This is a genomic window from Caballeronia sp. LjRoot31 (assembly GCF_964253885.1).
Taxonomy (GTDB): Bacteria; Pseudomonadota; Gammaproteobacteria; order Burkholderiales; family Burkholderiaceae; genus Caballeronia.
Window position 1 is genome coordinate 2,070,055 of sequence record NZ_CAXURX020000002.1, and the last position, 18,077, is coordinate 2,088,131.

At 60.8% G+C, this 18,077-nt stretch carries 22 protein-coding genes; 10 read left to right on the plus strand and 12 right to left on the minus strand.

What is annotated here, in order from left to right; translation table 11 throughout:
* Positions 1-33 precede the first annotated feature (33 nt).
* Positions 34-876, minus strand: a complete 843-nt coding sequence (locus ACSQ8V_RS27535; protein ID WP_436207797.1) for an EamA family transporter — start codon at positions 874-876, stop codon at positions 34-36.
* 374 nt (positions 877-1,250) lie between these two features.
* On the opposite strand from ACSQ8V_RS27535, the gene ACSQ8V_RS27540 reads away from it, so the two are divergent.
* From ACSQ8V_RS27540 to folE, 3 genes are all read left to right on the plus strand, one after another.
* Complete coding sequence (locus ACSQ8V_RS27540) at positions 1,251-1,706, plus strand: hypothetical protein (protein ID WP_436207798.1); 456 nt, start codon at positions 1,251-1,253, stop codon at positions 1,704-1,706.
* A 270-nt stretch (positions 1,707-1,976) separates the two neighbouring features.
* Positions 1,977-2,198, plus strand: a complete 222-nt coding sequence (locus tag ACSQ8V_RS27545; protein ID WP_436207799.1) for a hypothetical protein — start codon at positions 1,977-1,979, stop codon at positions 2,196-2,198.
* 112 nt (positions 2,199-2,310) lie between these two features.
* The gene (gene folE, locus ACSQ8V_RS27550) at positions 2,311-2,967 is read left to right on the plus strand and encodes a GTP cyclohydrolase I FolE (RefSeq protein ID WP_436207800.1); all 657 of its coding nucleotides are present in this window, start codon (positions 2,311-2,313) and stop codon (positions 2,965-2,967) included.
* 26 nt (positions 2,968-2,993) lie between these two features.
* Here folE and epsC read toward each other — a convergent pair whose 3' ends face one another.
* Together epsC and ACSQ8V_RS27560 are read right to left on the minus strand one after the other, a co-directional pair.
* Complete coding sequence (gene epsC / locus ACSQ8V_RS27555) at positions 2,994-3,953, minus strand: serine O-acetyltransferase EpsC (RefSeq protein WP_213766077.1); 960 nt, start codon at positions 3,951-3,953, stop codon at positions 2,994-2,996.
* A 116-nt stretch (positions 3,954-4,069) separates the two neighbouring features.
* Positions 4,070-4,315, minus strand: a complete 246-nt coding sequence (locus tag ACSQ8V_RS27560; RefSeq protein ID WP_213766076.1) for a hypothetical protein — start codon at positions 4,313-4,315, stop codon at positions 4,070-4,072.
* Between the two features lie 296 nt (positions 4,316-4,611).
* Between ACSQ8V_RS27560 and ACSQ8V_RS27565 the strand changes: the two genes are divergently transcribed.
* A complete protein-coding gene (locus ACSQ8V_RS27565) occupies positions 4,612-5,226 on the plus strand; it encodes a DUF3005 domain-containing protein (protein ID WP_436207801.1) in 615 nt (204 codons plus the stop codon).
* An 83-nt stretch (positions 5,227-5,309) separates the two neighbouring features.
* Here the strand turns inward: ACSQ8V_RS27565 and ACSQ8V_RS27570 are convergent, their stop codons facing one another.
* Positions 5,310-5,474: a hypothetical protein gene (locus ACSQ8V_RS27570; protein ID WP_213766074.1), complete on the minus strand. Its 165-nt coding sequence runs from the start codon at positions 5,472-5,474 to the stop codon at positions 5,310-5,312.
* A gap of 292 nt (positions 5,475-5,766) precedes the next feature.
* Between ACSQ8V_RS27570 and ACSQ8V_RS27575 the strand changes: the two genes are divergently transcribed.
* The 3 genes from ACSQ8V_RS27575 (at position 5,767) to ACSQ8V_RS27585 (ending at position 7,310) form a co-directional block, all read left to right on the plus strand.
* The gene (locus tag ACSQ8V_RS27575) at positions 5,767-6,183 is read left to right on the plus strand and encodes a hypothetical protein (RefSeq protein ID WP_436207802.1); all 417 of its coding nucleotides are present in this window, start codon (positions 5,767-5,769) and stop codon (positions 6,181-6,183) included.
* A gap of 95 nt (positions 6,184-6,278) precedes the next feature.
* Positions 6,279-6,878, plus strand: coding sequence for a short chain dehydrogenase (locus ACSQ8V_RS27580; RefSeq protein ID WP_436184733.1), 600 nt, complete (start codon positions 6,279-6,281; stop codon positions 6,876-6,878).
* On the plus strand, positions 6,879-7,310 hold the full coding sequence (locus tag ACSQ8V_RS27585; RefSeq protein WP_436207803.1) for a GNAT family N-acetyltransferase: 432 nt from the start codon (positions 6,879-6,881) through the stop codon (positions 7,308-7,310). It begins immediately after the preceding gene.
* Between the two features lie 15 nt (positions 7,311-7,325).
* Here the strand turns inward: ACSQ8V_RS27585 and ACSQ8V_RS27590 are convergent, their stop codons facing one another.
* From ACSQ8V_RS27590 to ACSQ8V_RS27625, 8 genes are all read right to left on the minus strand, one after another.
* Entirely contained in the window at positions 7,326-8,255 is a 930-nt protein-coding gene (locus ACSQ8V_RS27590) for an SMP-30/gluconolactonase/LRE family protein (protein WP_436207804.1), read from the minus strand.
* 49 nt (positions 8,256-8,304) lie between these two features.
* Positions 8,305-9,882, minus strand: coding sequence for an aldehyde dehydrogenase (NADP(+)) (locus tag ACSQ8V_RS27595; RefSeq protein ID WP_436207805.1), 1,578 nt, complete (start codon positions 9,880-9,882; stop codon positions 8,305-8,307).
* A 216-nt stretch (positions 9,883-10,098) separates the two neighbouring features.
* A complete protein-coding gene (gene otnI, locus ACSQ8V_RS27600) occupies positions 10,099-10,917 on the minus strand; it encodes a 2-oxo-tetronate isomerase (protein WP_436207806.1) in 819 nt (272 codons plus the stop codon).
* 181 nt (positions 10,918-11,098) lie between these two features.
* Positions 11,099-11,437 carry a thioredoxin family protein gene (locus tag ACSQ8V_RS27605; RefSeq protein WP_436207807.1) on the minus strand — a complete coding sequence of 113 codons (339 nt, stop codon included), beginning with the start codon at positions 11,435-11,437 and terminating at the stop codon, positions 11,099-11,101.
* Positions 11,438-11,667: 230 nt separating this feature from the next.
* Entirely contained in the window at positions 11,668-12,198 is a 531-nt protein-coding gene (locus ACSQ8V_RS27610; RefSeq protein ID WP_213766066.1) for a chromate transporter, read from the minus strand.
* Positions 12,195-12,803: a chromate transporter gene (locus ACSQ8V_RS27615; RefSeq protein WP_436207808.1), complete on the minus strand. Its 609-nt coding sequence runs from the start codon at positions 12,801-12,803 to the stop codon at positions 12,195-12,197. Before ACSQ8V_RS27615 ends, ACSQ8V_RS27610 begins: the two co-directional genes overlap by 4 nt.
* A gap of 163 nt (positions 12,804-12,966) precedes the next feature.
* Positions 12,967-13,923 (minus strand): 2-dehydropantoate 2-reductase, encoded by a 957-nt coding sequence (panE, locus tag ACSQ8V_RS27620; RefSeq protein WP_436207809.1) that lies wholly within the window; start codon positions 13,921-13,923, stop codon positions 12,967-12,969.
* Positions 13,924-13,988: 65 nt separating this feature from the next.
* Entirely contained in the window at positions 13,989-14,360 is a 372-nt protein-coding gene (locus tag ACSQ8V_RS27625) for a hypothetical protein (protein WP_436184741.1), read from the minus strand.
* Positions 14,361-14,758: 398 nt separating this feature from the next.
* On the opposite strand from ACSQ8V_RS27625, the gene gndA reads away from it, so the two are divergent.
* From gndA to ACSQ8V_RS27640, 3 genes are all read left to right on the plus strand, one after another.
* A complete protein-coding gene (gndA, locus tag ACSQ8V_RS27630) occupies positions 14,759-16,165 on the plus strand; it encodes an NADP-dependent phosphogluconate dehydrogenase (RefSeq protein ID WP_213766062.1) in 1,407 nt (468 codons plus the stop codon).
* Between the two features lie 184 nt (positions 16,166-16,349).
* Complete coding sequence (locus ACSQ8V_RS27635) at positions 16,350-16,919, plus strand: DUF4365 domain-containing protein (RefSeq protein ID WP_436207810.1); 570 nt, start codon at positions 16,350-16,352, stop codon at positions 16,917-16,919.
* Complete coding sequence (locus tag ACSQ8V_RS27640) at positions 16,909-18,051, plus strand: hypothetical protein (protein WP_436207811.1); 1,143 nt, start codon at positions 16,909-16,911, stop codon at positions 18,049-18,051. The genes ACSQ8V_RS27635 and ACSQ8V_RS27640 overlap by 11 nt, the downstream gene beginning before the upstream one ends.
* Positions 18,052-18,077: the final 26 nt, after the last annotated feature.

An 18,077-nucleotide genomic window follows, 5' to 3' on the forward strand; every position in this document is an offset into this window, starting at 1 on the left:
AACGCGTCGGATGCAGCTTGAAATTTTGCCGGGTCACAGCCCCAGACAAACCGCCCCAGCCGCGACGATCACGCACGCGATCCACCGCTTTCCACTTACCGCTTCCCGCAGAAACACCCGCCCGATCAGCACCGCGAACACCACGCTGGTCTCGCGCAACGCCGATACCGCGCCCATCGCGCCCGACTGCAACGCCCAGATCACGATGCCATACGCCGCGATCGACACCAGGCCGCCGACGAGCGATGAGCCGATCGCCATTGGCGCCGCCCGTACCGGTGTCCACAGCGCCGCGAGCCCACGCATCGCGACGAACAACACCGGCATCAGCCAATAGAACAGGAACATCCACGCGGTATAGGCGAGCGCCTGGCCGCCGGATAACCGCACGCCGATGCCGTCGATCACGGTATAGAGCGCGATCGTCGCGCCGGTCGTCAGCGCGGCCAGCGCACCTGCGCGCGATACGTGACGTCCCTGTAGCGCGAGCGCGATGATGCCCCCCGATATCATCGCGATGCCGAGCGCGTGCAAGGGGCCGATCGCCTCATGTGCGAAGAGCGCCGCGCCGATCGTGACAAGCAGCGGCGACGAGCCGCGCGCGATCGGATACGCCTGCGCCAGATCGCCGCGTCGATACGACCGCACGAGGCTCACGTTGTAGACGATATGCACGAGCCCCGATGCGACGATGTACGGCCAGGCCGCATCGGCCGGCCACGGCGTGAACAGGACCACAAGCGTTGCGACCGCCGCAATGGCGATGCTCATCCAAGTCATGGACAGGAACCGGTCGCGGTTGCCGTGCAGCATCGCGTTCCAGCTCGCGTGAAGCAGGGCGGCAAAGAGGACGAGACCGCCGGTAAAACTGAGCATGCGGCTCCGGGCCGGAAAGGGTAAGAGAGATTGGGCTTCGGGGGTACCAAGCAAGCATCGCGAAGTGTCAGCGGACTCGAAGATGCCTTTCCGTCGTCGCTCGCCGATTTATGGCTGCCAACGCCAGAATCGGCGCTGCTGTAAGCAGGATATCTATCTTATGATCGACTAACAAACCAGATAAATTGGCTGTTCGAGTTAGATAAACTATCTCTAATGAAATAGGGAGCGCCTTGGCTCATGCATTGCATGCCTTCGAGACGGCGGGCCAACCCGGCCAGGAAATGCTTGGCGCAAGCCGTTCGAGCGCAACTGCGAACGCTTCGGGCGCGCAGCTATAATCGTGGTCGAACTTGGCTAGGGAAGTTTTATTCGTGAAAAAGATCGTTGCTTTTGCGCTCGTTGCGCTTGTGCTCACTGCTTGCTCGTCCCCCGAAAAACAGGCGGCGCAAGCGCAGCAATTCCTCCACAACGAAGCGGGCCTTACCGACGCTCAACGCAATGCGGCTGTCGATTGCGAACCGGCGAACTGCGACGCCGCCTGGGCGCTCACCAAACGCTACATCGAGCAGCATTCCGATACGCCTGTGACGCGCGCGGACGCGGTCGCAATCGACACCGATGTGCCTTCGGGTTCGGGCAAGGCCAGCTTTTCGGCAACTCGTGCTGCGAAAGGTGCGAGCACGACGCTAACCCTCTTTGCGCAGTGCCGCGGTATGTATGGCCCGGACAGCGCGAAAGGGTCGGACTATGACAAGTGCGCCGAAAAGATCCTCAAGACCCAGAATGGGTACGCGGCGTTTCTCAGGGCACACGCGTCGGGTCAGTAATTGCCTTAAGTACCTCGGGCCGCAACCACTTGGCCGAGACGCTGCGTGTAATTGGCAATCGATGTCTCGAGGCTGGCAATGGCAAGTGCAATGTGGAAACGTTTCATAACGTGAGCCAGTAGTCGAGCGCCGGGCCACTCTATATAAGCCCGCGCACGACAACCAGCCTGAGCGTTTATCCCGCTATCGCTGATACCGCGCATCGGGCAACCATCGCCGATGGAACGGCTCTTGCGCCGCTTTGCATGTCACTCACTCAAGGAGGACGACATGACGGACAAGCAGACAGACACCAACTACGCAGGCCGATCGCAAGAAGAACGCCGGGCGCAACGCAAGGGCGAAAAGCAGCGCGCGCGGGAACAACCCGGCGGTCATCTTGCGCAGGAAGGGACGGAACCGGATAAGCATCACAGCTCCGGCAAGCTGTCGGAGGAAGGGAAAAAGGTCTGGCAGACCGGCTCGGGAATCGATGGCGGCGGGAAAACTTGATTACCCGCCTGACTAACCCCGGCATACCCGACATCCCACCGGGGTCTTCCATGCGGTAAAACGTGGAACAATGAGGACTTCATGACTTTGCACCCTGCATCTGGAGCCCTCGATGAGCGCCACGCGAAACTCCCCTAACGCATCTTCGGACATCCACGATCAAACCGATCACGCCGATCGTCCGAGCCGCGAAGAAGCCGAAGCCGCCGTTCGCGTTCTAATCCGCTGGGCCGGGGACAACCCTGCCCGCGAAGGACTCATCGATACCCCTTCGCGCGTCATCCGCTCTTACGAAGAGTTCTTCGCGGGTTATTCGCAGAATCCTCGCGAGATCCTGGCCCGCACCTTTTCGGAGGTCCAGGGTTACGACGAGATGATCGTACTCAAGGACATTCGCTTCGAAAGTTACTGCGAACATCACATGGTGCCGATCATTGGCCGGGCGCACGTGGCGTATTTGCCGCGTGAGCGAGTGGTCGGTATTTCGAAGCTGGCGCGTCTGGTCGATGCCTTCGCGAAGCGTCTGCAGATCCAGGAAAAGATGACGGCGCAGATTGCCGACACACTCGAAGAAGTCCTGCAACCGCTAGGCGTTGGTGTCATCCTGGAAGCCACGCATCAATGCATGTCCACGCGCGGCGTGCATAAAGCGGGTGCGTCGATGGTGACATCGCGGATGCTGGGCACGTTCCGCGACGACCCTTCAACGCGCCGCGAATTCCTTTCTATCGTCGGACATCCGAGCGCGTTCAGCGTATCGAACAGCTAAAAAGCTCGCTGAGGCTTATGTAACGTTCACGCGCCGCGGCCATCGTCCGGCGCGTCGCCTGCACCGCCTTCGCGGACCTTGCCTTGCGAGACGTTACTGCCCGGCGGCACGCTATGCGTAAGCCACACGTTCCCGCCGATCACCGAACCGCGGCCAATGGTCACACGTCCGAGAATGGTCGCCCCGGCATAGATCACCACGTCATCTTCCACTACCGGATGGCGCGCGTTGCCCTTCACCAGCACGCCGTCGTTGCCCGCCGGAAAACTCTTCGCGCCCAGCGTCACTGCCTGATACACCCGCACGTGCTGGCCGATCACCGCCGTCTCACCGATCACCACGCCCGTCCCGTGATCGATGAAAAAACTTGGCCCGATCGTCGCGCCCGGATGGATGTCGATCCCCGTAGCCGAGTGCGCGATCTCGTTGATAAAGCGCGCGAGCAAGGGCACGCCGAGCTTATGCAAAGCATGCGCCAGACGATGATGCGTCATGGCCCAGATGCCGGGATAGCAAAGCAGGATCTCCGTGATGTGCTGCGCGGCGGGGTCGCCCGCGAACGCGGCCTGGATATCGCTTACCAGCAGCGCCCGGATGGCCGGCAACTGCGTGCCGAATTCACGCGCCAGTCCGAACGCGTGCGCGCCGAGTTCGGCATCGCTCAGGTCGTGGTTCTCCGGCAGGAAACGCAAGGCACGGCGGATCTGTTCGGAGAGCAGGCGCAAGGTGCTCTCAAGCGTGTGGCCGACGTAATAGTCCACGCTTTCGGCGGTCAGGTCGGCGGCGCCGTAATGGGTGGGAAACAGCGCCGAGCGCAGCCCGTTGACGATCTTCACGATCGCTTCACGCGACGGCAATTCGCGGATTCCAAGCGGATGGCGCGTGCGATGCAATTGCTCGCGCGATGCCCGCAAGTCGGCCACGATCTTGTCGAGGCCCCATTCGTGGGAGGGCAATTGATCTTCTACGGAAACAGTCTTGGGCATGTCGGGAGCTTGGGCGGATGACGCCGCGTTGAACGGCACGATCTGAACGATGCCCCGAGATTAACCGTTTTTCTGCAAGACTGCCGCCTGTTCGCGAAACCCGTTCGGGCGCGCGCTCAGGACTTGGGGTCGACCTTCACGTGGCTGGCATCGATCCATCGGACCGCCCAGTCGCGGGCATGCGCAATGGCTTCGTCGGCGTTGCCAAAGCGCAGGTCGGCGGGGAAAAAACGATTGGCCACGAGTTCACCGTCGCTCGATCGCGAGATGACCACGTAGGGTTGGAAACAACCGTCGCCCTGACGTGCCGGTGCACAATTGAGTAAGTAGCCGCGATGTGAAAATGCCGCGTCAAATTGCATGAGTCACCCTGATTTTAAGTGCCCCGCTGGATTCGCGATGGTCGTCTCCCGCTCGCTTGAAACGCGCGAATCCGGCAAGCGGCACGGGGCCGTCCGGTGGCGCACGCAGGCCTGGCGAACAACAAATCATACTCTTGAGAAAACTCTCGTTGGGTTGAAAAAAATCAATTTGGCTTAGAACATTTACTGCTGTTTTATCCCGTGGTTTATTCCAATGCGGGGTTGACCCGGCTCCGTCATCCGGAATGTTTCTTGCGTGATGTCTCTTTGTTAACCTGAACCAGGCGGAGCGAATCATGAACAACGCACAGAACAACGAATCGCAGGACAAGCAAACGCAGCGCGCGGCGGACAGCCCGCTGAAGAAGCCTGAAACTGAAACCGCCAAGGCCAAACCCGGCGATGTGGCGGCAGCAGCGCAGGGACGCGAAGCCGGGCTCGGGCAAGCGGGTGTCGGCACATCTGATTTATCGCTGGAACATGCTGGGCCGGTCGGCAAGACCAACATCGAACATCAGGCAATGGATGTTCTCAACGACGGCACGCTGGACGATACCGTCGATGCCGACGGAAAAAATCGCGACGCCTCGCGCGACGAAGCCATGCTCGAGTACAACCCCAACGCATATGTCGGCGTGGATGCAACGCTAGTGAATTCGCGCTTTGAACAAGGTGACGGCCTGGGCGGTTTCGACAGCCGTCCGGCGCGCAACGGGCTGGCGCTCGCATTAGAGGAAGGCTTCAGTGTGGTGGATAAGGGCATGGTCGCGCCCGACGTGGAAGAGGTGGAGCGGCAGTATGAATTCGTCGAGCGCGATCCCCACGGTTACAACTTGCGAGGCCGCAAGCATTTCGCCGTCAATCATGTCAGGCCATCGCGCCTGATCGAGATCCAGCGGCGCGAGGAATAACTCGGCGCGGTTTGTGAAAGGAAAGGACCGGAAGCAGCTAGTCAATGCGGCTTCCGGTCCTTTCCTGTCTTGGAGATTTTCCCTTATTTCTTTTCGCGCTTGCCCTTCTCGTCGTCGGATTCAATCCGTGTCACGCCGCCCGTCGAGGGTGGATCGCTGGCGGGAAAGGTATCTTCCACGGCGCGATCAACGTCCTCCTCCTCTCGATGCGAATGCGGGTGCTGTTCCTTCGGTTTCGTCGTGGTCATGCCGGACTCCTGGTCGGTGGACTGTGTAAAGCCTGCCATCGGATGCAGCATCGTTGCAATGTCGTGGCGTCGTGTCGCTGCTTTCTGCGTTGTTTTGCCCTGTAGTCCCAATAAACCCGCGAAAAGAGCGGCGGCCTTTCGTCAGGCAAATCGCCGCCGCGCGGACTCCAGGTAATTGAAAGCAAGCGATGTTCCCAGCGTTCGTGCGATCTGGCACGACCCATGCATAAGACTTCCACGAATCAGACGAATGCAGCACGATGCATCGAAAAACCAAGCGGCGGGGGTCGGCATGAACACAACCAATACGTATTCGAATGAAGCGTTACAGCAGACGCAAAGCGTGCGCGCACCGTGGCGTGAGCGTGCGCTCTCCACTTCACTGGTGTGCCTCGGGCTGGCGTACACCCTGTCATGGGCCGAGATGGGGCTGGCGCTGATGACCGGTCCGGGCGAGCCCGTTGCCGCGCTTATTGCATCGCGTGCGTTGATTGGCGGCTTGTATATTTGCGTGGCGTTCCGCCTGCAATGGGCACGCTGGATTACCGTTGTGCTCGGCTTCGCATCGGTCGTACTGGTTGGCCCCATGCTTGGCGCTGAATGGCGCGCCTTCCCCGTTGCCGCGCTCGTGACCGGCGTCGTGCTGGTGTTCAAGCTGGCGGCATCGATCTTCCTGCTCTCGCCGGACGCGTCGCACGCGACCCGTTGACGTTGAAGTCCGCTTGAGAAAGACCGACGGGATGCTTGTTCAAGCCGCCTGTAAAACGCACAATGAGAGCCCGTTTCTTCTTCGATGAGCCTCTCATGAAAATTGCCGTCATTGGTGCAACCGGCACAGTCGGCCGCGCCGTCTTCTCCGAATTCCAGCCGCGTCACGAAGTCATCGAGATCGGCGCCACGCGAGGCGCGCACCGCGTCGACCTGACGAAGATCGACAGCATCCATGCGCTGTTCAAATCGATCGGTCAGGTCGATGCCATTGTTGCCACTGCCGGGCATGTCCACTTCGGCGAACTCTCGCAGATGACTCCCGAGCAATTCCGCATTGGTCTCGACGACAAACTCATGGGCCAGGTCAATCTCGTGCTGGTCGCGCAAAGTTATCTGAACGACGGCGGCTCGTTCACGCTGACCAGCGGAATCGTGGGCGATGAACCCATCAAATACGGCGCAAGCGCGGCGGCGGTTAATGGCGCCATTGAAGGTTTCGTGCGGGGAGCCGCGATCGAACTGCCGCGCGGCCTGCGCATCAATGTCGTGAATGCGACCATGCTCGAAGAAGCACGTGAAGCGTTCGGGCCGTATTTTCGCGGCTTCGAAGCGGCGTCCGGTGCGCGCGTTGCACTGGCATACAGCCGCAGCGTGGAGGGTCTTGAAACCGGCCGTATCTACAAGGTGCGTTGAATGGCTGCCGAATGGTCGAGGGACGATTATCGCGTCACCACGGACATCACGACGTTCGACTTCGACGTTGTGCACCGCTACTTGAGCGAGGTCGCTTATTGGTCACCCGGCATCTCGCGCGAGCAGGTCGAGCGGGCTGCCGCGCATTCGCTGGCATTCGGCCTGTTCCATCGCGACACGCAGATTGGTTATGCGCGTGCGATCACGGACACCGTGAGCTTCGCATATCTCGCCGATGTGTTTGTGCTTCCGGGCCGTCAACGCGACGGCCTGGGCACATGGCTGGTGGAATGCTTGCTGGCGCATCCGGATTTGCAGGGCTTGCGCAAGATGATGCTGACCACCACGAGCGCTCACACGCTATACGCCCGCTTCGGTTTTGTCGTGCCTGCGCAGCCGGAAAAGCTGATGGAAAAACACGCGCCGGCGTGATGTCGGGGTGACGTTTCAGCCGCCGATCACGCCCTGCGTGTTGACGTAAAGCGAGTACAGGCCGTGACTCGCCGCCATGAACAAGCGGTTGCGATAACGGCCTCCAAAACACACGTTGGCGCAGCGCTCGGGCAGCGCGATATGTCCAATCGCCTCACCTTGCGGCGTGAAGATCCTGACGCCGTCCAGTTCGTCACTGCCCATGCCCCAGCCGCACCACAGGTTGCCGTGCACATCCACGCGAAAACCATCGGGCGTGCCCTGCCCGGCATTAATCAACTCGCGCTCGTTTGTCAGCTTAAGGCCATCGTTAGAGACATCGAAGGCGAGGATCTTGCGCGGCGACGCACGCGAATCAACGATATAAACCACCGACTCGTCAGGCGAAAATGCGAGTCCGTTCGGGCCGATCAGCGTGTCGGTCATCAGGGTGATCTCGCCGCTCTTGCCATCGACGCGATACACCGCCGGTTTCAACTCAGCGTCCTTGCGCTCGCCTTCATAAAAGCCGTCGATACCAAAGGTCGGGTCGCTGAACCAGATCGAGCCATCGGATTTCACGATCACGTCGTTCGGTGAATTGAGCGGCTTGCCGTTGTATTGATCGGCAAGCACGGTGATCGAACCGTCGTACTCCGTGCGTGTTACGCGGCGCGTGAGATGCTCACACGTGACCAGCCGTCCTTCACGATCACGAGTGTTGCCGTTGGCATTGTTCGAGGGCTTGCGGAACGGGCGGACCTCGCCCGTTTCCTCGTCCCAGCGCAGCATGCGGTTGTTGGGAATGTCGCTCCATACCAGCGTGCGGCTGTCGCCGAACCAGACCGGGCCCTCCGACCAGCGAGCCCCCTGATACAAACATTCGACCGACGCCATGCCGACACGCAGCGCGTTAAAGCGCGAGTCGAGTACTCGGACGGCGGGATCGGGATAACGGCGCTCCATCTGTTTTCATCTCCTGGTTGTTTGAGTTTGATTCGTTTGATTCGCGTGTTCAGTTGGGCCCGAGTTCGCCATCGCGCAGGCGCCACAGGTTTAGCGGATTGTCATCCTGAAGTGCAAGCGGCAGCAAAGCCTGCGGCAGGTCCTGGTAACACACCGGCCGCAAGAAGCGTTCGATCGCCATCGCGCCAACCGAGGTCGCGCGGCTATCGGAAGTTGCGGGATACGGTCCGCCATGCACCATGGCATACGATACTTCAACGCCGGTCGGAAAACCGTTCGCCAGGATCCGCCCGGCCTTGCGTTCTAGGATGGGCAGGAGGCGGCGAGCGAGCGGCACGTCGTCGCTTTCCATTTGCAGCGTCGCCGTTAACTGGCCTTCAATACGCCGTGCCAAGTCCAGTAGCTCGTCCTCGCTGCGGCAAGTCACGATCAGCGACGTCGGTCCGAATATCTCATCCTCGAGTTGCGGCGTGGCGAGGAATTTCTCGGCGCTCACGGTATAAAGCGCGGGCAGCGCCGGACACGACGCATCGGATTCGGCGCCGGTTGCAACGCGCTCCACGCCCGACTCATCGCGCCGCGCAATGCCTTCCTGATACGCGGCTGCGATGCCCGCCGTCAGCATCGTCTGAGCGCCCTTCTTTTCGAAAGCACTCACGGCACAATCGATAAACGCCTGCAAATGCGGTCCCTCCAGCGCCAGCACCAGACCCGGATTCGTGCAGAACTGACCGACCCCGAGCGTCACTGAATCAACGAAACCGTTCGCGAGCGATTCGGCCCGCGCCGCCAATGCACCCGGCAGCACGAAGAACGGATTGATGCTGCTCATCTCGGCAAACACGGGAATCGGTTCGCGCCTCCTGGATGCGATCTCGATCAACGCCAGGCCACCCCGCCGCGAGCCCGTGAACCCGACCGACTTGATAGCCGGATGCGCCACCAGCGCTTCGCCTATCGCGTTGCCCGCGCCAACTACGAGCGAGAACACGCCGTCGGGCAACCCTGAATCCGCCACCGCTTTCTGGATCGCGCGCCCGACCAGCTCCGATGTTCCGAGATGCGCCGGATGTGACTTCACGACCACGGGGCATCCCGCGGCAAGCGCGGCAGCTGTGTCGCCGCCGGCTACCGAAAACGCCAACGGGAAATTACTGGCGCCGAACACGGCAACCGGTCCAACGGGAATCTTCTGCAAACGCAAGTCGGGACGCGGCAACGGCTTGCGTTCGGGCTGCGGTGAATCGAGGGTGGCAGAAAGCCAGCGGCCTTCGCGCACGAGCGATGCGAACAGTTTCAATTGCCCGATCGTGCGGGCGCGCTCGCCTTCCAGGCGCGCTTTCGGCAACGCGGATTCGGCTTGAGCGCGTTCGATCAGCGTATCGCCGAGCCCAGCGATGTTGTCCGCAATCGCTTCCAGGAATTGCGCACGCGTTTCGAGCGGTGCGAGCCGGTAGGTATCGAATGCCTGCTCGGCAAGCTCTGCCGCGCGCGCGACTTCCAACGCTCCGCCGCCACCAAAAGCCGGCTTCAAGTCAACGCCGCGCGCCGGATCGAAGGCATGCAGCGTAGCGTCATTTCCGCGCACCGCCGTGGCACCGATCAGCATTTCTCCGGTGATCTGCATGTGAACTCTCCTGAAAGCAGCATCTATCGCGAATCGCGATGGGCGCCGCGGGTGAAAAAACAGGTGACGTGAAGCGTAAGCGAACTCGCTTTTTGCCGTGGACTATCACGCCGCACAAAAAGTTTCAGCGTCGTGCGGGTGGTTTCAACGCTTGATTCAGCGCTATCAAAGCGAACCACCGGCCCCGACATGGCGCATCGGATCTTATCGGCATGGTCATGATGCGCGGCCCGCATGACGATACGGCGTGAGCCAGCTCAGACCGTCGGACGTGCCTGCGCGCGGCCGATATTCGCAGCCGATCCACCCGCCATAGCCGAGTGAATCGATGAGATCAAAAAGGTACGGATAGTTGACTTCGCCAGTATCCGGCTCGTTGCGGTAGGGCACGCCGGCAATCTGAATATGGCCGATACCCGCGTTGCGCCGTTTCATGTCGCGGCGAAGCTTGACTGCCAGATCGCCTTCGACAATCTGGCAGTGATAGCAGTCGAACTGGACTTGCAGATTCGGCAAGCTGATCTCTTCGCAGATCGCTTGCGCGTCATCCTGCCGGTTCAGGAAATAGCCGGGCATGTCACGCGTATTGATCGGCTCGATCACGATGGTGACACGAGCCGTTTGCGCCATGCTGGCGGCCAGCGTGAGGTTCTTGATATAGACATCGCGATGCTGTTCGCGCGAATGCTGCATTGCGTGCGGCGTTTCCATCAGCCCCGCCATTACATGGAGCCGGTCGTTGCCGAGCGCCGCGGCATAGTCCAGCGCGATCTCGATGCTCCGGCTGAACTCCTCCTCGCGTCCCGGCAACGATGCAAGGCCGCGTTCACCGCCGGTCCAGTCGCCCGGTGGCGCGTTGAACAGCACCTGTTTCAGGCCGTTGTCCACGAGCTGGGCCTTGATCTCCGCTGGCGGAAATTCATAGGGGAACAGGAATTCCACCGCCTTGAAACCATCACGCGCCGCCGCGCCAAAACGGTCGAGGAACGCGTGTTCGTTGTACATCATGGTGAGGTTGGCGGCGAAACGCGGCATGGTGAACCTCCTGCTGGTCAGGGTAACGCCGGAGCGGACGGCGTCGCGCGCACGCATTGCCGAAGCGGCGCGCAAGACAGCGTGCGCAACTCCCGCGCCCGGTTTGCCCGTGGTCCGTTTTACCCTTCGAAGCGATGATATTCCCGGACACCACGCCCCGAATGATCGGTAAAAACCCTCGTCATGGCGAAACCGGATGGTCGATCAGCGCGAAAGCATCGCGGATTTCCGATGTACTTTTCGGCCGTACGACCCGCCCGACCTCCAGCCCGTTGTCGAGGAAGATCAGCGTTGGCCAGAGTTTGACCCGGAATGAGCGGCCGAGCGGGCGGCCGCTGCCATCCTCGATCTTCAAATGCCGGACACTGGCGTGGTCCTGGAAGGCTTCCGCAATCAGCGGCTGGGCCGCACGGCAATAGCCGCACCAGGCGGTGCCGAATTCGATCACTGTCGGCCCGGCGAGCGCGTCGATCTCATCGCGAGACGGCGCAGTAAGCGCGAATTCAGTGGTCATCGCCATCAGTTCTTTCTCCTCGAAACGAAACTCAGGCCATTCTATTCAGCAACGGCCAGACGCGCTCGATGCGGCTTTTTGCCCGATCACAGCGACGCGGCAAAGGTCCCGCTCCACTTCCCAATACCGCCGCTTGCGGGCGGCAAATTCACTTTCCGCGATGTTCATGCCATCCTTGTCTCCAAGGCCCATGCCCGCAACCGGCCCGGCCTTTCACCTTCAAAGCCGGTGCCGGTCTAGAACTGCCCGAAACCGGTCAGCCCGATCAGGCTGCCCAAGGCCAGCAACCACAGCGGATGCAGCTTGGTCTTGAACGACAGGAACGCGATGACCGCCGTGATGGCCGCGAGTATCCAGCGGGTGTCCGATGCTTCGGCAATCAACGACGCACTCGCCGCGACCAGGCCGGCTGTCATCGGTATGAGACCGAGTTGGACGTACCGCCGCCATGGATGGTCCTTGAAGCGTTCCCAGGCGTGCATGGCCGCGACCGTCACGATTGACGACGGGCCGAACTTGGCAATCGATGTCACCAGCACGCCCGGCCAGCCGGCCACATGCCAGCCGATCAGCGTCACGATCATCATGTTCGGTCCGGGCGCAGCCTGCGCGAGCGCGAACAGCGCGGAAAAATCCGCCTTCGACATCCACTGATGTATGTCCACTACCTGCCGCTGCATCTCGGGCAGGATGGTATTGCCGCCGCCGAAAGCGAGCAGTGAAAGCTGGCTGAAAATGGCCGCAAGCGAAACGAGATCGTGATTCATTGGCCCTCCCCGCGCTTCGCTTCCCGATTCGCTTCGGGCTTCACTTCGCGATTCACCCGCGACGCGATGAAAATTGAAACCGGTGTGAGCACGAGCATGACCGGCAACAACGGCAAGCGCAGCAACGCGATCGCGATGAACGCTACGGCTGCGATCGCCGCCATGGAGAGTTTGTGCCGCAGCGGCCACGCTACCTTGATCGCCATCGACACCAGCAAGCCCGCGGCCGCCGCAGCGAGTCCCGCGAACAAATGGCGGATATGAGGGTCTTGATGCGTGCGTTGATACAGCACGCCGAGTCCGATCACGATCAGCGAAGGCCCCACGATCAACCCGAGCAGCCCGGCCAGCGCCCCCGCCACGCCGCGAAATTTCATGCCGACCGCAACCGAGAAGTTGATCACGTTGCCGCCCGGCAAAAACTGGCACAGGCCCAGCAGATCGACGAATTCGTCGGGGGTGAGCCACTTGCGCCGATCGACGATTTCGCGCCGTGCAAGCGGCAACGCGCCGCCGAACGCGATCAACCCGAGCGTGAGGAAGCCGATAAAAATTTCCGCGACAGTCGGCGGGGCGAGCGGCTCTTGCAAGGCATGATCGTGCATGGTTCGGCGAGCGTTACTTTTGAGAAGCGCAAAGCGTAACGCGTTATGCCCGTTGCTTCAAAGTACGGAATGACTGTTTAAAGCGCGATGCGGATTTTTTCAGGCAGCGAGGCAACAAAGGCAACAGCACGGCATCCATCCCGTTCTCATCGCCCGATTCGGCTTACGAAGCCTTGACGTCGCCACGTTCGCGGCGGGATTCGTAAGCTTTCAAGTGCGTGTAGGCCGTTGAGAAAACCGGCGTGCTGATCGGTCCCTGGACATCTTTAGCCCCTTTGGCACGCGCAATCAGATCGCCCACCACGTGGTCCGCTTCGATCCGCGCGCCGTTCTCCAGATCGCGCAGCATCGAGGCAGTGATCGTGGAACCGGCCTCCGTGAACATCCCCCGCGCACGCGCGACCACGGCTTCCCCCGGCGTAAAACCGTTCGCGGTTGCAATGGCGCGGGCTTCATCGAAGAGATCGAGCAGCAGTTTCTGGCCGCCCGGCGCCGCGATGATGTCGCCGACCGGTGCGCGCATCAGGCATGTGCCGGCCGCGAGCGTTGCGAGGAACACCCACTTTTCCCACATCGATTGAATGATCTCGGGGCTGGCTACCGCGTCGAATTGCGCGCCTGACAATTGCGCCGAGATGGCTTCAATTCGCGCGGATAAACCCCCCGCGCGCTCGCCGAACGCCATGGAATGCAGCTTGTTCAAGTGAACGATGGTGCCGTCGGCATCGAGCGTCACGGCCGCGATGCACTGACCGCCAAGCACGCGCTCCGCACCGAATTGCGCTTCGAGCACATCGAGATGATGCATGCCGTTGAGCATCGGCAGGATGGCGGTGTTCGGGCCGACCGAGGTTTTTATCGACTCGATGGCGCCGTCGAGGTCGTAAGCCTTGCAACTAAGCAGGATCAGGTCGAACGGCTCGCGTACGTCTTTCGCCAGCACGATGGGCGGATTGGGTATGGACAGATCGCCGTTCGGGCTGCGCACGTTGAGGCCGGTCTGCGCGAGTTGCGCGGCCCGCCGCTCGCGCACGAGGAATGTCACGTCGCGGCCCGCGTCGAGCAGCCGTCCACCAAAATAGCCGCCAATCGCGCCCGCACCCACCACCAGAATCCGCATGTCCCGCTCCTTGCATTTAGTCTGATCAGAACGCCGGCCGCGGATGCGACGGCGCCGCCTGGTTTCTACGCCTGCCAGACGCCGTATCCGGCTTCCCGCAAGCCAATTGCCAATTCCACTTCCATCTCCCGCGCACCTTCGTAAGGCATCGGGTTATACAGTTCGTAGAGCCGCGGCAACAGTCGCAGCCCGAATTCCCGCGCATACCGGTTCGACTGGATGCCGGCCTTGTGTTTGTCGAAACGAACGTCAGGATCAATACCCGTCATGCCTACGTAAACGAAGGGCATGCCGAGCACGTAATCCGGATTCGCGCGCCGGAAACGCGCTTCGTTCCAGACGGTGTCGGCCAGTTCGATCACGTAGACGTGGTAATGGTGAGTCCTTGGGTGAGTCTTTTCCTGAGTCTTTTGCTGAGTCTTTTTCCGAAGCGCCATGCGGTTGCCCTGTTTCGCCTGGGTTCAAGCGAGTCGCGCCGCGCCTGGAACCGGTCGCGGATGCTCATTCTAGACCGGTGTCAGGCGTGTTGCCCGGTTGCGGCCAGCGTACTGCCGACGTGCTGTCCAACCGCTGTCCGGTCGTGCGGGCGCGTGCGATGTCTGCCAGCGCCGTGTCAAAGTGGTAATCTCGCTCCGTCTGCGCGTTCCGCGCGGCGTTCGCGCGAGAAAAGCCAGCCAGGCTGGCCGATCGCGTAGTGTCCGTGCCGCTTTCGCCACTGTTTCCCGGCGCGAGAGCCTGTCCGGAACGCCGTCGCGGGCACCGCCCCAATTGACAAATCGCATCCGTCGCGTGTGTAGCCACGAGCCGCCCGCGCTTCGGTCATTCGGAGAGAAACATGAGCAAGCAAGCAATCGGCGTTGTAGGCCTCGCCGTCATGGGACGCAATCTGGCGTTGAACATCGAGAGCCGCGGACATGCGGTATCCGTGTACAACCGCAGCCGCGAAAAAACCGACGAGCTGATAGCCGAGCATCCCGACAAGAAACTCGTGCCTTCGTACACGCTGGAAGAATTTGTCGAGTCGCTTGAAAAACCGCGCCGCATCCTGCTGATGGTCAAGGCCGGCCAGGGCACCGACGCCACCATCGACTCGCTACGTCCTCTCCTCGACAAGGGCGACATCCTGATCGACGGCGGCAACACCCATTTCACCGATACCATCCGCCGCAACACCGACCTCGCCAAGTCGGGGCTGCACTTCATTGGCACCGGTGTGTCCGGCGGTGAGGAAGGCGCGTTGAAAGGTCCGTCGATCATGCCGGGCGGCCAGAAGGAAGCGTATGACCTGGTGGCGCCGATCCTGACCGAGATCGCTGCCAAGGCGCCGGACGGCGAACCGTGCGTGGCGTACATGGGCCCGGACGGCGCGGGACATTACGTGAAGATGGTGCACAACGGGATCGAATACGGCGACATGCAGTTGATCGCCGAAAGCTACGACGTGCTCAAGCGCGTGGCAGGCTTGTCGAACGAAGAACTGGGCCGCGTGTATGTCGAGTGGAACAAGGGCGAACTGGATAGTTACCTGATCGAGATCACGTCGAAGATCTTCTCGAAGAAGGATGAAGAGACGGGCAAGGATCTGGTCGATGTCATTCTCGACCGTGCAGCGCAAAAGGGCACGGGCAAGTGGACCAGCCAGAATGCGCTTGACCTTGGCGCTCCGTTGCCGCTGATTACGGAAGCCGTGTTTGCGCGCGTGCTGTCTTCGCTGAAGGATCAGCGCGTTGAAGCAAGCAAGCAGTTGACGGGACCGTCGCCGAAGTTCGATGGCGATCGTGACGCGTTTGTGGAATCCGTGCGACGCGCGTTGTTCCTGAGCAAGATTGTCTCGTATGCGCAGGGGTTTGCGCAGTTGCGCGCGGCGTCGGAAGAGTACAAGTGGGACCTGCAATATGGCCAGATCGCGAAGATCTTCCGGGCGGGTTGCATTATTCGTGCGGGCTTTTTGCAGAAGATCACGGACGCTTACAAGACCAACCCGGACTTGCACAACTTGCTGCTCGATCCGTATTTCACCGACATCGCAACGAAGTATCAGGGTGCGTTGCGCGACGTGGTCGTGGCCGCGGTGAAGGCGGGTGTGCCGGTGCCGGCGTTCTCGTCGGCGGTGGCTTATTACGATAGTTACCGGTCGGAGACGTTGCCGGCGAATCTGGTTCAGGCACAGCGCGATTTCTTCGGTGCACACACGTTCGAACGCGTGGATAAGAAGGGCAGTTTCCACGCCGACTGGTCGTAAGAAGCTGAGGCCGCTGAAAAGCGGCTGGTCTTTCCGGTAGTTCTGCGCCGACGCATTCGCGTCGGCGTTTTCTTTTGCCCTGAGCAAAGCGTCAAATTTTGTCGCAGCGAATTTTTCCACAAGTCGAAAAATCGTGTTTCCCCTATGCTTTCCTGTCGATGGATAACAGAACTGCGGGAAGATCATGGCAACAGCGCTCACAGCAGTAAATCGGGAATCGGAGTTGAGTTACGCTTACCTCCACGCAATTGCATCCCACGCGGGCGTCAACTGCAAGACGAGCAACCGGCACGATGACAATGCCGGGATCGATGCCATGCTCACCGGTTGGGAGCCATTTCCGAATGGCGGAAGCCTGACCGAAGTCGACATCAAGGTCCAGCTGAAGGCAAGCATCAAGCCGCCATTCGACGATGGCGACTCGCTCTCCTATTTCCTGTCCGGCACGCAGCAATACGACGATCTGCGCCGCGAAACACACGCGTCGCCGCGGATACTTGCCGTGTTGTTCCTGCCGCCGAAAGCCGAAGACTGGCTGACACACTCCCACGAGCAACTCGTGCTGCGAAAATGCGCGTACTGGGTCAGTCTGCGCGGCGCGCCGCCCACAGACAACCACGCAGGCGTTACGGTAAAAATTCCGAAGAACCAAGTGTTCGACGGTACCGGTCTTATGAAACTCATGGCGAGCATCTCGCGCCGAGAAATTCCTGCTTATAAAGCGCCCGCTTATCGAGTTCCTCATGGCGATTAAAGATTTATCACCGTCAGGCCTGCGTGATTTCGTGAAATCGCTGGGATGGGAGTCGCTGCCCGATGGCATCGTGGACCGTCTTTACGTCATGCATCACGCCGCCGCGCCGCGTCGCCAGATCGTTATTCCGATGGATCAGGATGCGCCGGACTACGCCGAGGCATGCGAACTTGCATTGTCCAAGCTCGCAGACCTGCAGGGTATGAAGCTGGCGGACCTGGTTCAGCTCGCTGCCATCTCGCGTGACGACTCCATTTACTACCGCGTGACGAGCGGCGGCTCGGTTGATGACGGCCTGCCCTTGTCGTTCGCCGCTTCGTTGCTGCTGGGCGCTGAGCAGATTTTGCTCGCGTCGGCCTGTACCGTACTGCGTCCCCAGACTCATCATCCGCGTCTGCACAGGGCGGAAGCCACACAGCTTGCCGGTCATGCTCGGTTCGGACATACCGAGCGAGGCAGCTTCGTGGTCCGCGTGTCGTGTCCTGTCGACGCTATGGAAACGCCTTCCATGCCCGACCTCGCGCACGCGAACGACTCGTTTGTGCGCATGACCATGCTTACCGCCAGAAATGGCGTGCGCCAACTCGTCAGGGCCATCGAAGAGGACGGGCTGAGCCGTTTCGTTGATTCGCAAAAGGCAGCGGCCTCGCCAGTCGTTTCGTCGAATCTTTGCGAAGCGCTGACTCGTCTTCACAATGACGACGTGCGCAACAACATCGATATGTCGTTTCGTTGGGCGACAACCGTGGCCTTACCGCAGGACGCCACGCCCGGTGAGAACATCAGGATTCGAAGCGATTACTTCGGGCGTATTGACGACGTGCGCCGGGAACTGCGTGCGGTCGAGCGTGACCGCGACGACGTCTTCATCGGAACAGTCGAGCATCTGAACGGTGAATTCGATATTGAAGGAAATCGGGCCGGCGAGGTAGTCGTGGCGCTGCTCTTGCGTGAGGGCGAGATCATCAAGGCCCGCGTTGTACTCGATCAGGAACAGTATGCGAGAGCAGTCACTGCTCACCTTGATGATCGCACCCTGGTTCGAATCGCGGGACGCCTGCGTCCCGGTCGTCAACCGCGTACGATGACCGACGTGACGAGCTTTATCCTGATTGGCCCGGGTCTTGGCTAAGAAAATTCGGGGTCGGCCTGGAGACA

What these genes read in the sequence shown, in the direction of transcription:
- ACSQ8V_RS27535 (WP_436207797.1), bottom strand. Translation starts at nt 876, where the DNA reads ATGCTCAGTTTTACCGGCGGTCTCGTCCTCTTTGCCGCCCTGCTTCAC.
- ACSQ8V_RS27545 (WP_436207799.1), top strand. Translation starts at nt 1,977, where the DNA reads ATGACGGACAAGCAGACAGACACCAACTACGCAGGCCGATCGCAAGAA.
- folE (WP_436207800.1), top strand. Translation starts at nt 2,311, where the DNA reads ATGAGCGCCACGCGAAACTCCCCTAACGCATCTTCGGACATCCACGAT.
- epsC (WP_213766077.1), bottom strand. Translation starts at nt 3,953, where the DNA reads ATGCCCAAGACTGTTTCCGTAGAAGATCAATTGCCCTCCCACGAATGG.
- ACSQ8V_RS27560 (WP_213766076.1), bottom strand. Translation starts at nt 4,315, where the DNA reads ATGCAATTTGACGCGGCATTTTCACATCGCGGCTACTTACTCAATTGT.
- ACSQ8V_RS27565 (WP_436207801.1), top strand. Translation starts at nt 4,612, where the DNA reads ATGAACAACGCACAGAACAACGAATCGCAGGACAAGCAAACGCAGCGC.
- ACSQ8V_RS27570 (WP_213766074.1), bottom strand. Translation starts at nt 5,474, where the DNA reads ATGACCACGACGAAACCGAAGGAACAGCACCCGCATTCGCATCGAGAG.
- ACSQ8V_RS27575 (WP_436207802.1), top strand. Translation starts at nt 5,767, where the DNA reads ATGAACACAACCAATACGTATTCGAATGAAGCGTTACAGCAGACGCAA.
- ACSQ8V_RS27580 (WP_436184733.1), top strand. Translation starts at nt 6,279, where the DNA reads ATGAAAATTGCCGTCATTGGTGCAACCGGCACAGTCGGCCGCGCCGTC.
- ACSQ8V_RS27585 (WP_436207803.1), top strand. Translation starts at nt 6,879, where the DNA reads ATGGCTGCCGAATGGTCGAGGGACGATTATCGCGTCACCACGGACATC.
- ACSQ8V_RS27590 (WP_436207804.1), bottom strand. Translation starts at nt 8,255, where the DNA reads ATGGAGCGCCGTTATCCCGATCCCGCCGTCCGAGTACTCGACTCGCGC.
- ACSQ8V_RS27595 (WP_436207805.1), bottom strand. Translation starts at nt 9,882, where the DNA reads ATGCAGATCACCGGAGAAATGCTGATCGGTGCCACGGCGGTGCGCGGA.
- otnI (WP_436207806.1), bottom strand. Translation starts at nt 10,917, where the DNA reads ATGCCGCGTTTCGCCGCCAACCTCACCATGATGTACAACGAACACGCG.
- ACSQ8V_RS27605 (WP_436207807.1), bottom strand. Translation starts at nt 11,437, where the DNA reads ATGGCGATGACCACTGAATTCGCGCTTACTGCGCCGTCTCGCGATGAG.
- ACSQ8V_RS27610 (WP_213766066.1), bottom strand. Translation starts at nt 12,198, where the DNA reads ATGAATCACGATCTCGTTTCGCTTGCGGCCATTTTCAGCCAGCTTTCA.
- ACSQ8V_RS27615 (WP_436207808.1), bottom strand. Translation starts at nt 12,803, where the DNA reads ATGCACGATCATGCCTTGCAAGAGCCGCTCGCCCCGCCGACTGTCGCG.
- panE (WP_436207809.1), bottom strand. Translation starts at nt 13,923, where the DNA reads ATGCGGATTCTGGTGGTGGGTGCGGGCGCGATTGGCGGCTATTTTGGT.
- ACSQ8V_RS27625 (WP_436184741.1), bottom strand. Translation starts at nt 14,360, where the DNA reads ATGGCGCTTCGGAAAAAGACTCAGCAAAAGACTCAGGAAAAGACTCAC.
- gndA (WP_213766062.1), top strand. Translation starts at nt 14,759, where the DNA reads ATGAGCAAGCAAGCAATCGGCGTTGTAGGCCTCGCCGTCATGGGACGC.
- ACSQ8V_RS27635 (WP_436207810.1), top strand. Translation starts at nt 16,350, where the DNA reads ATGGCAACAGCGCTCACAGCAGTAAATCGGGAATCGGAGTTGAGTTAC.
- ACSQ8V_RS27640 (WP_436207811.1), top strand. Translation starts at nt 16,909, where the DNA reads ATGGCGATTAAAGATTTATCACCGTCAGGCCTGCGTGATTTCGTGAAA.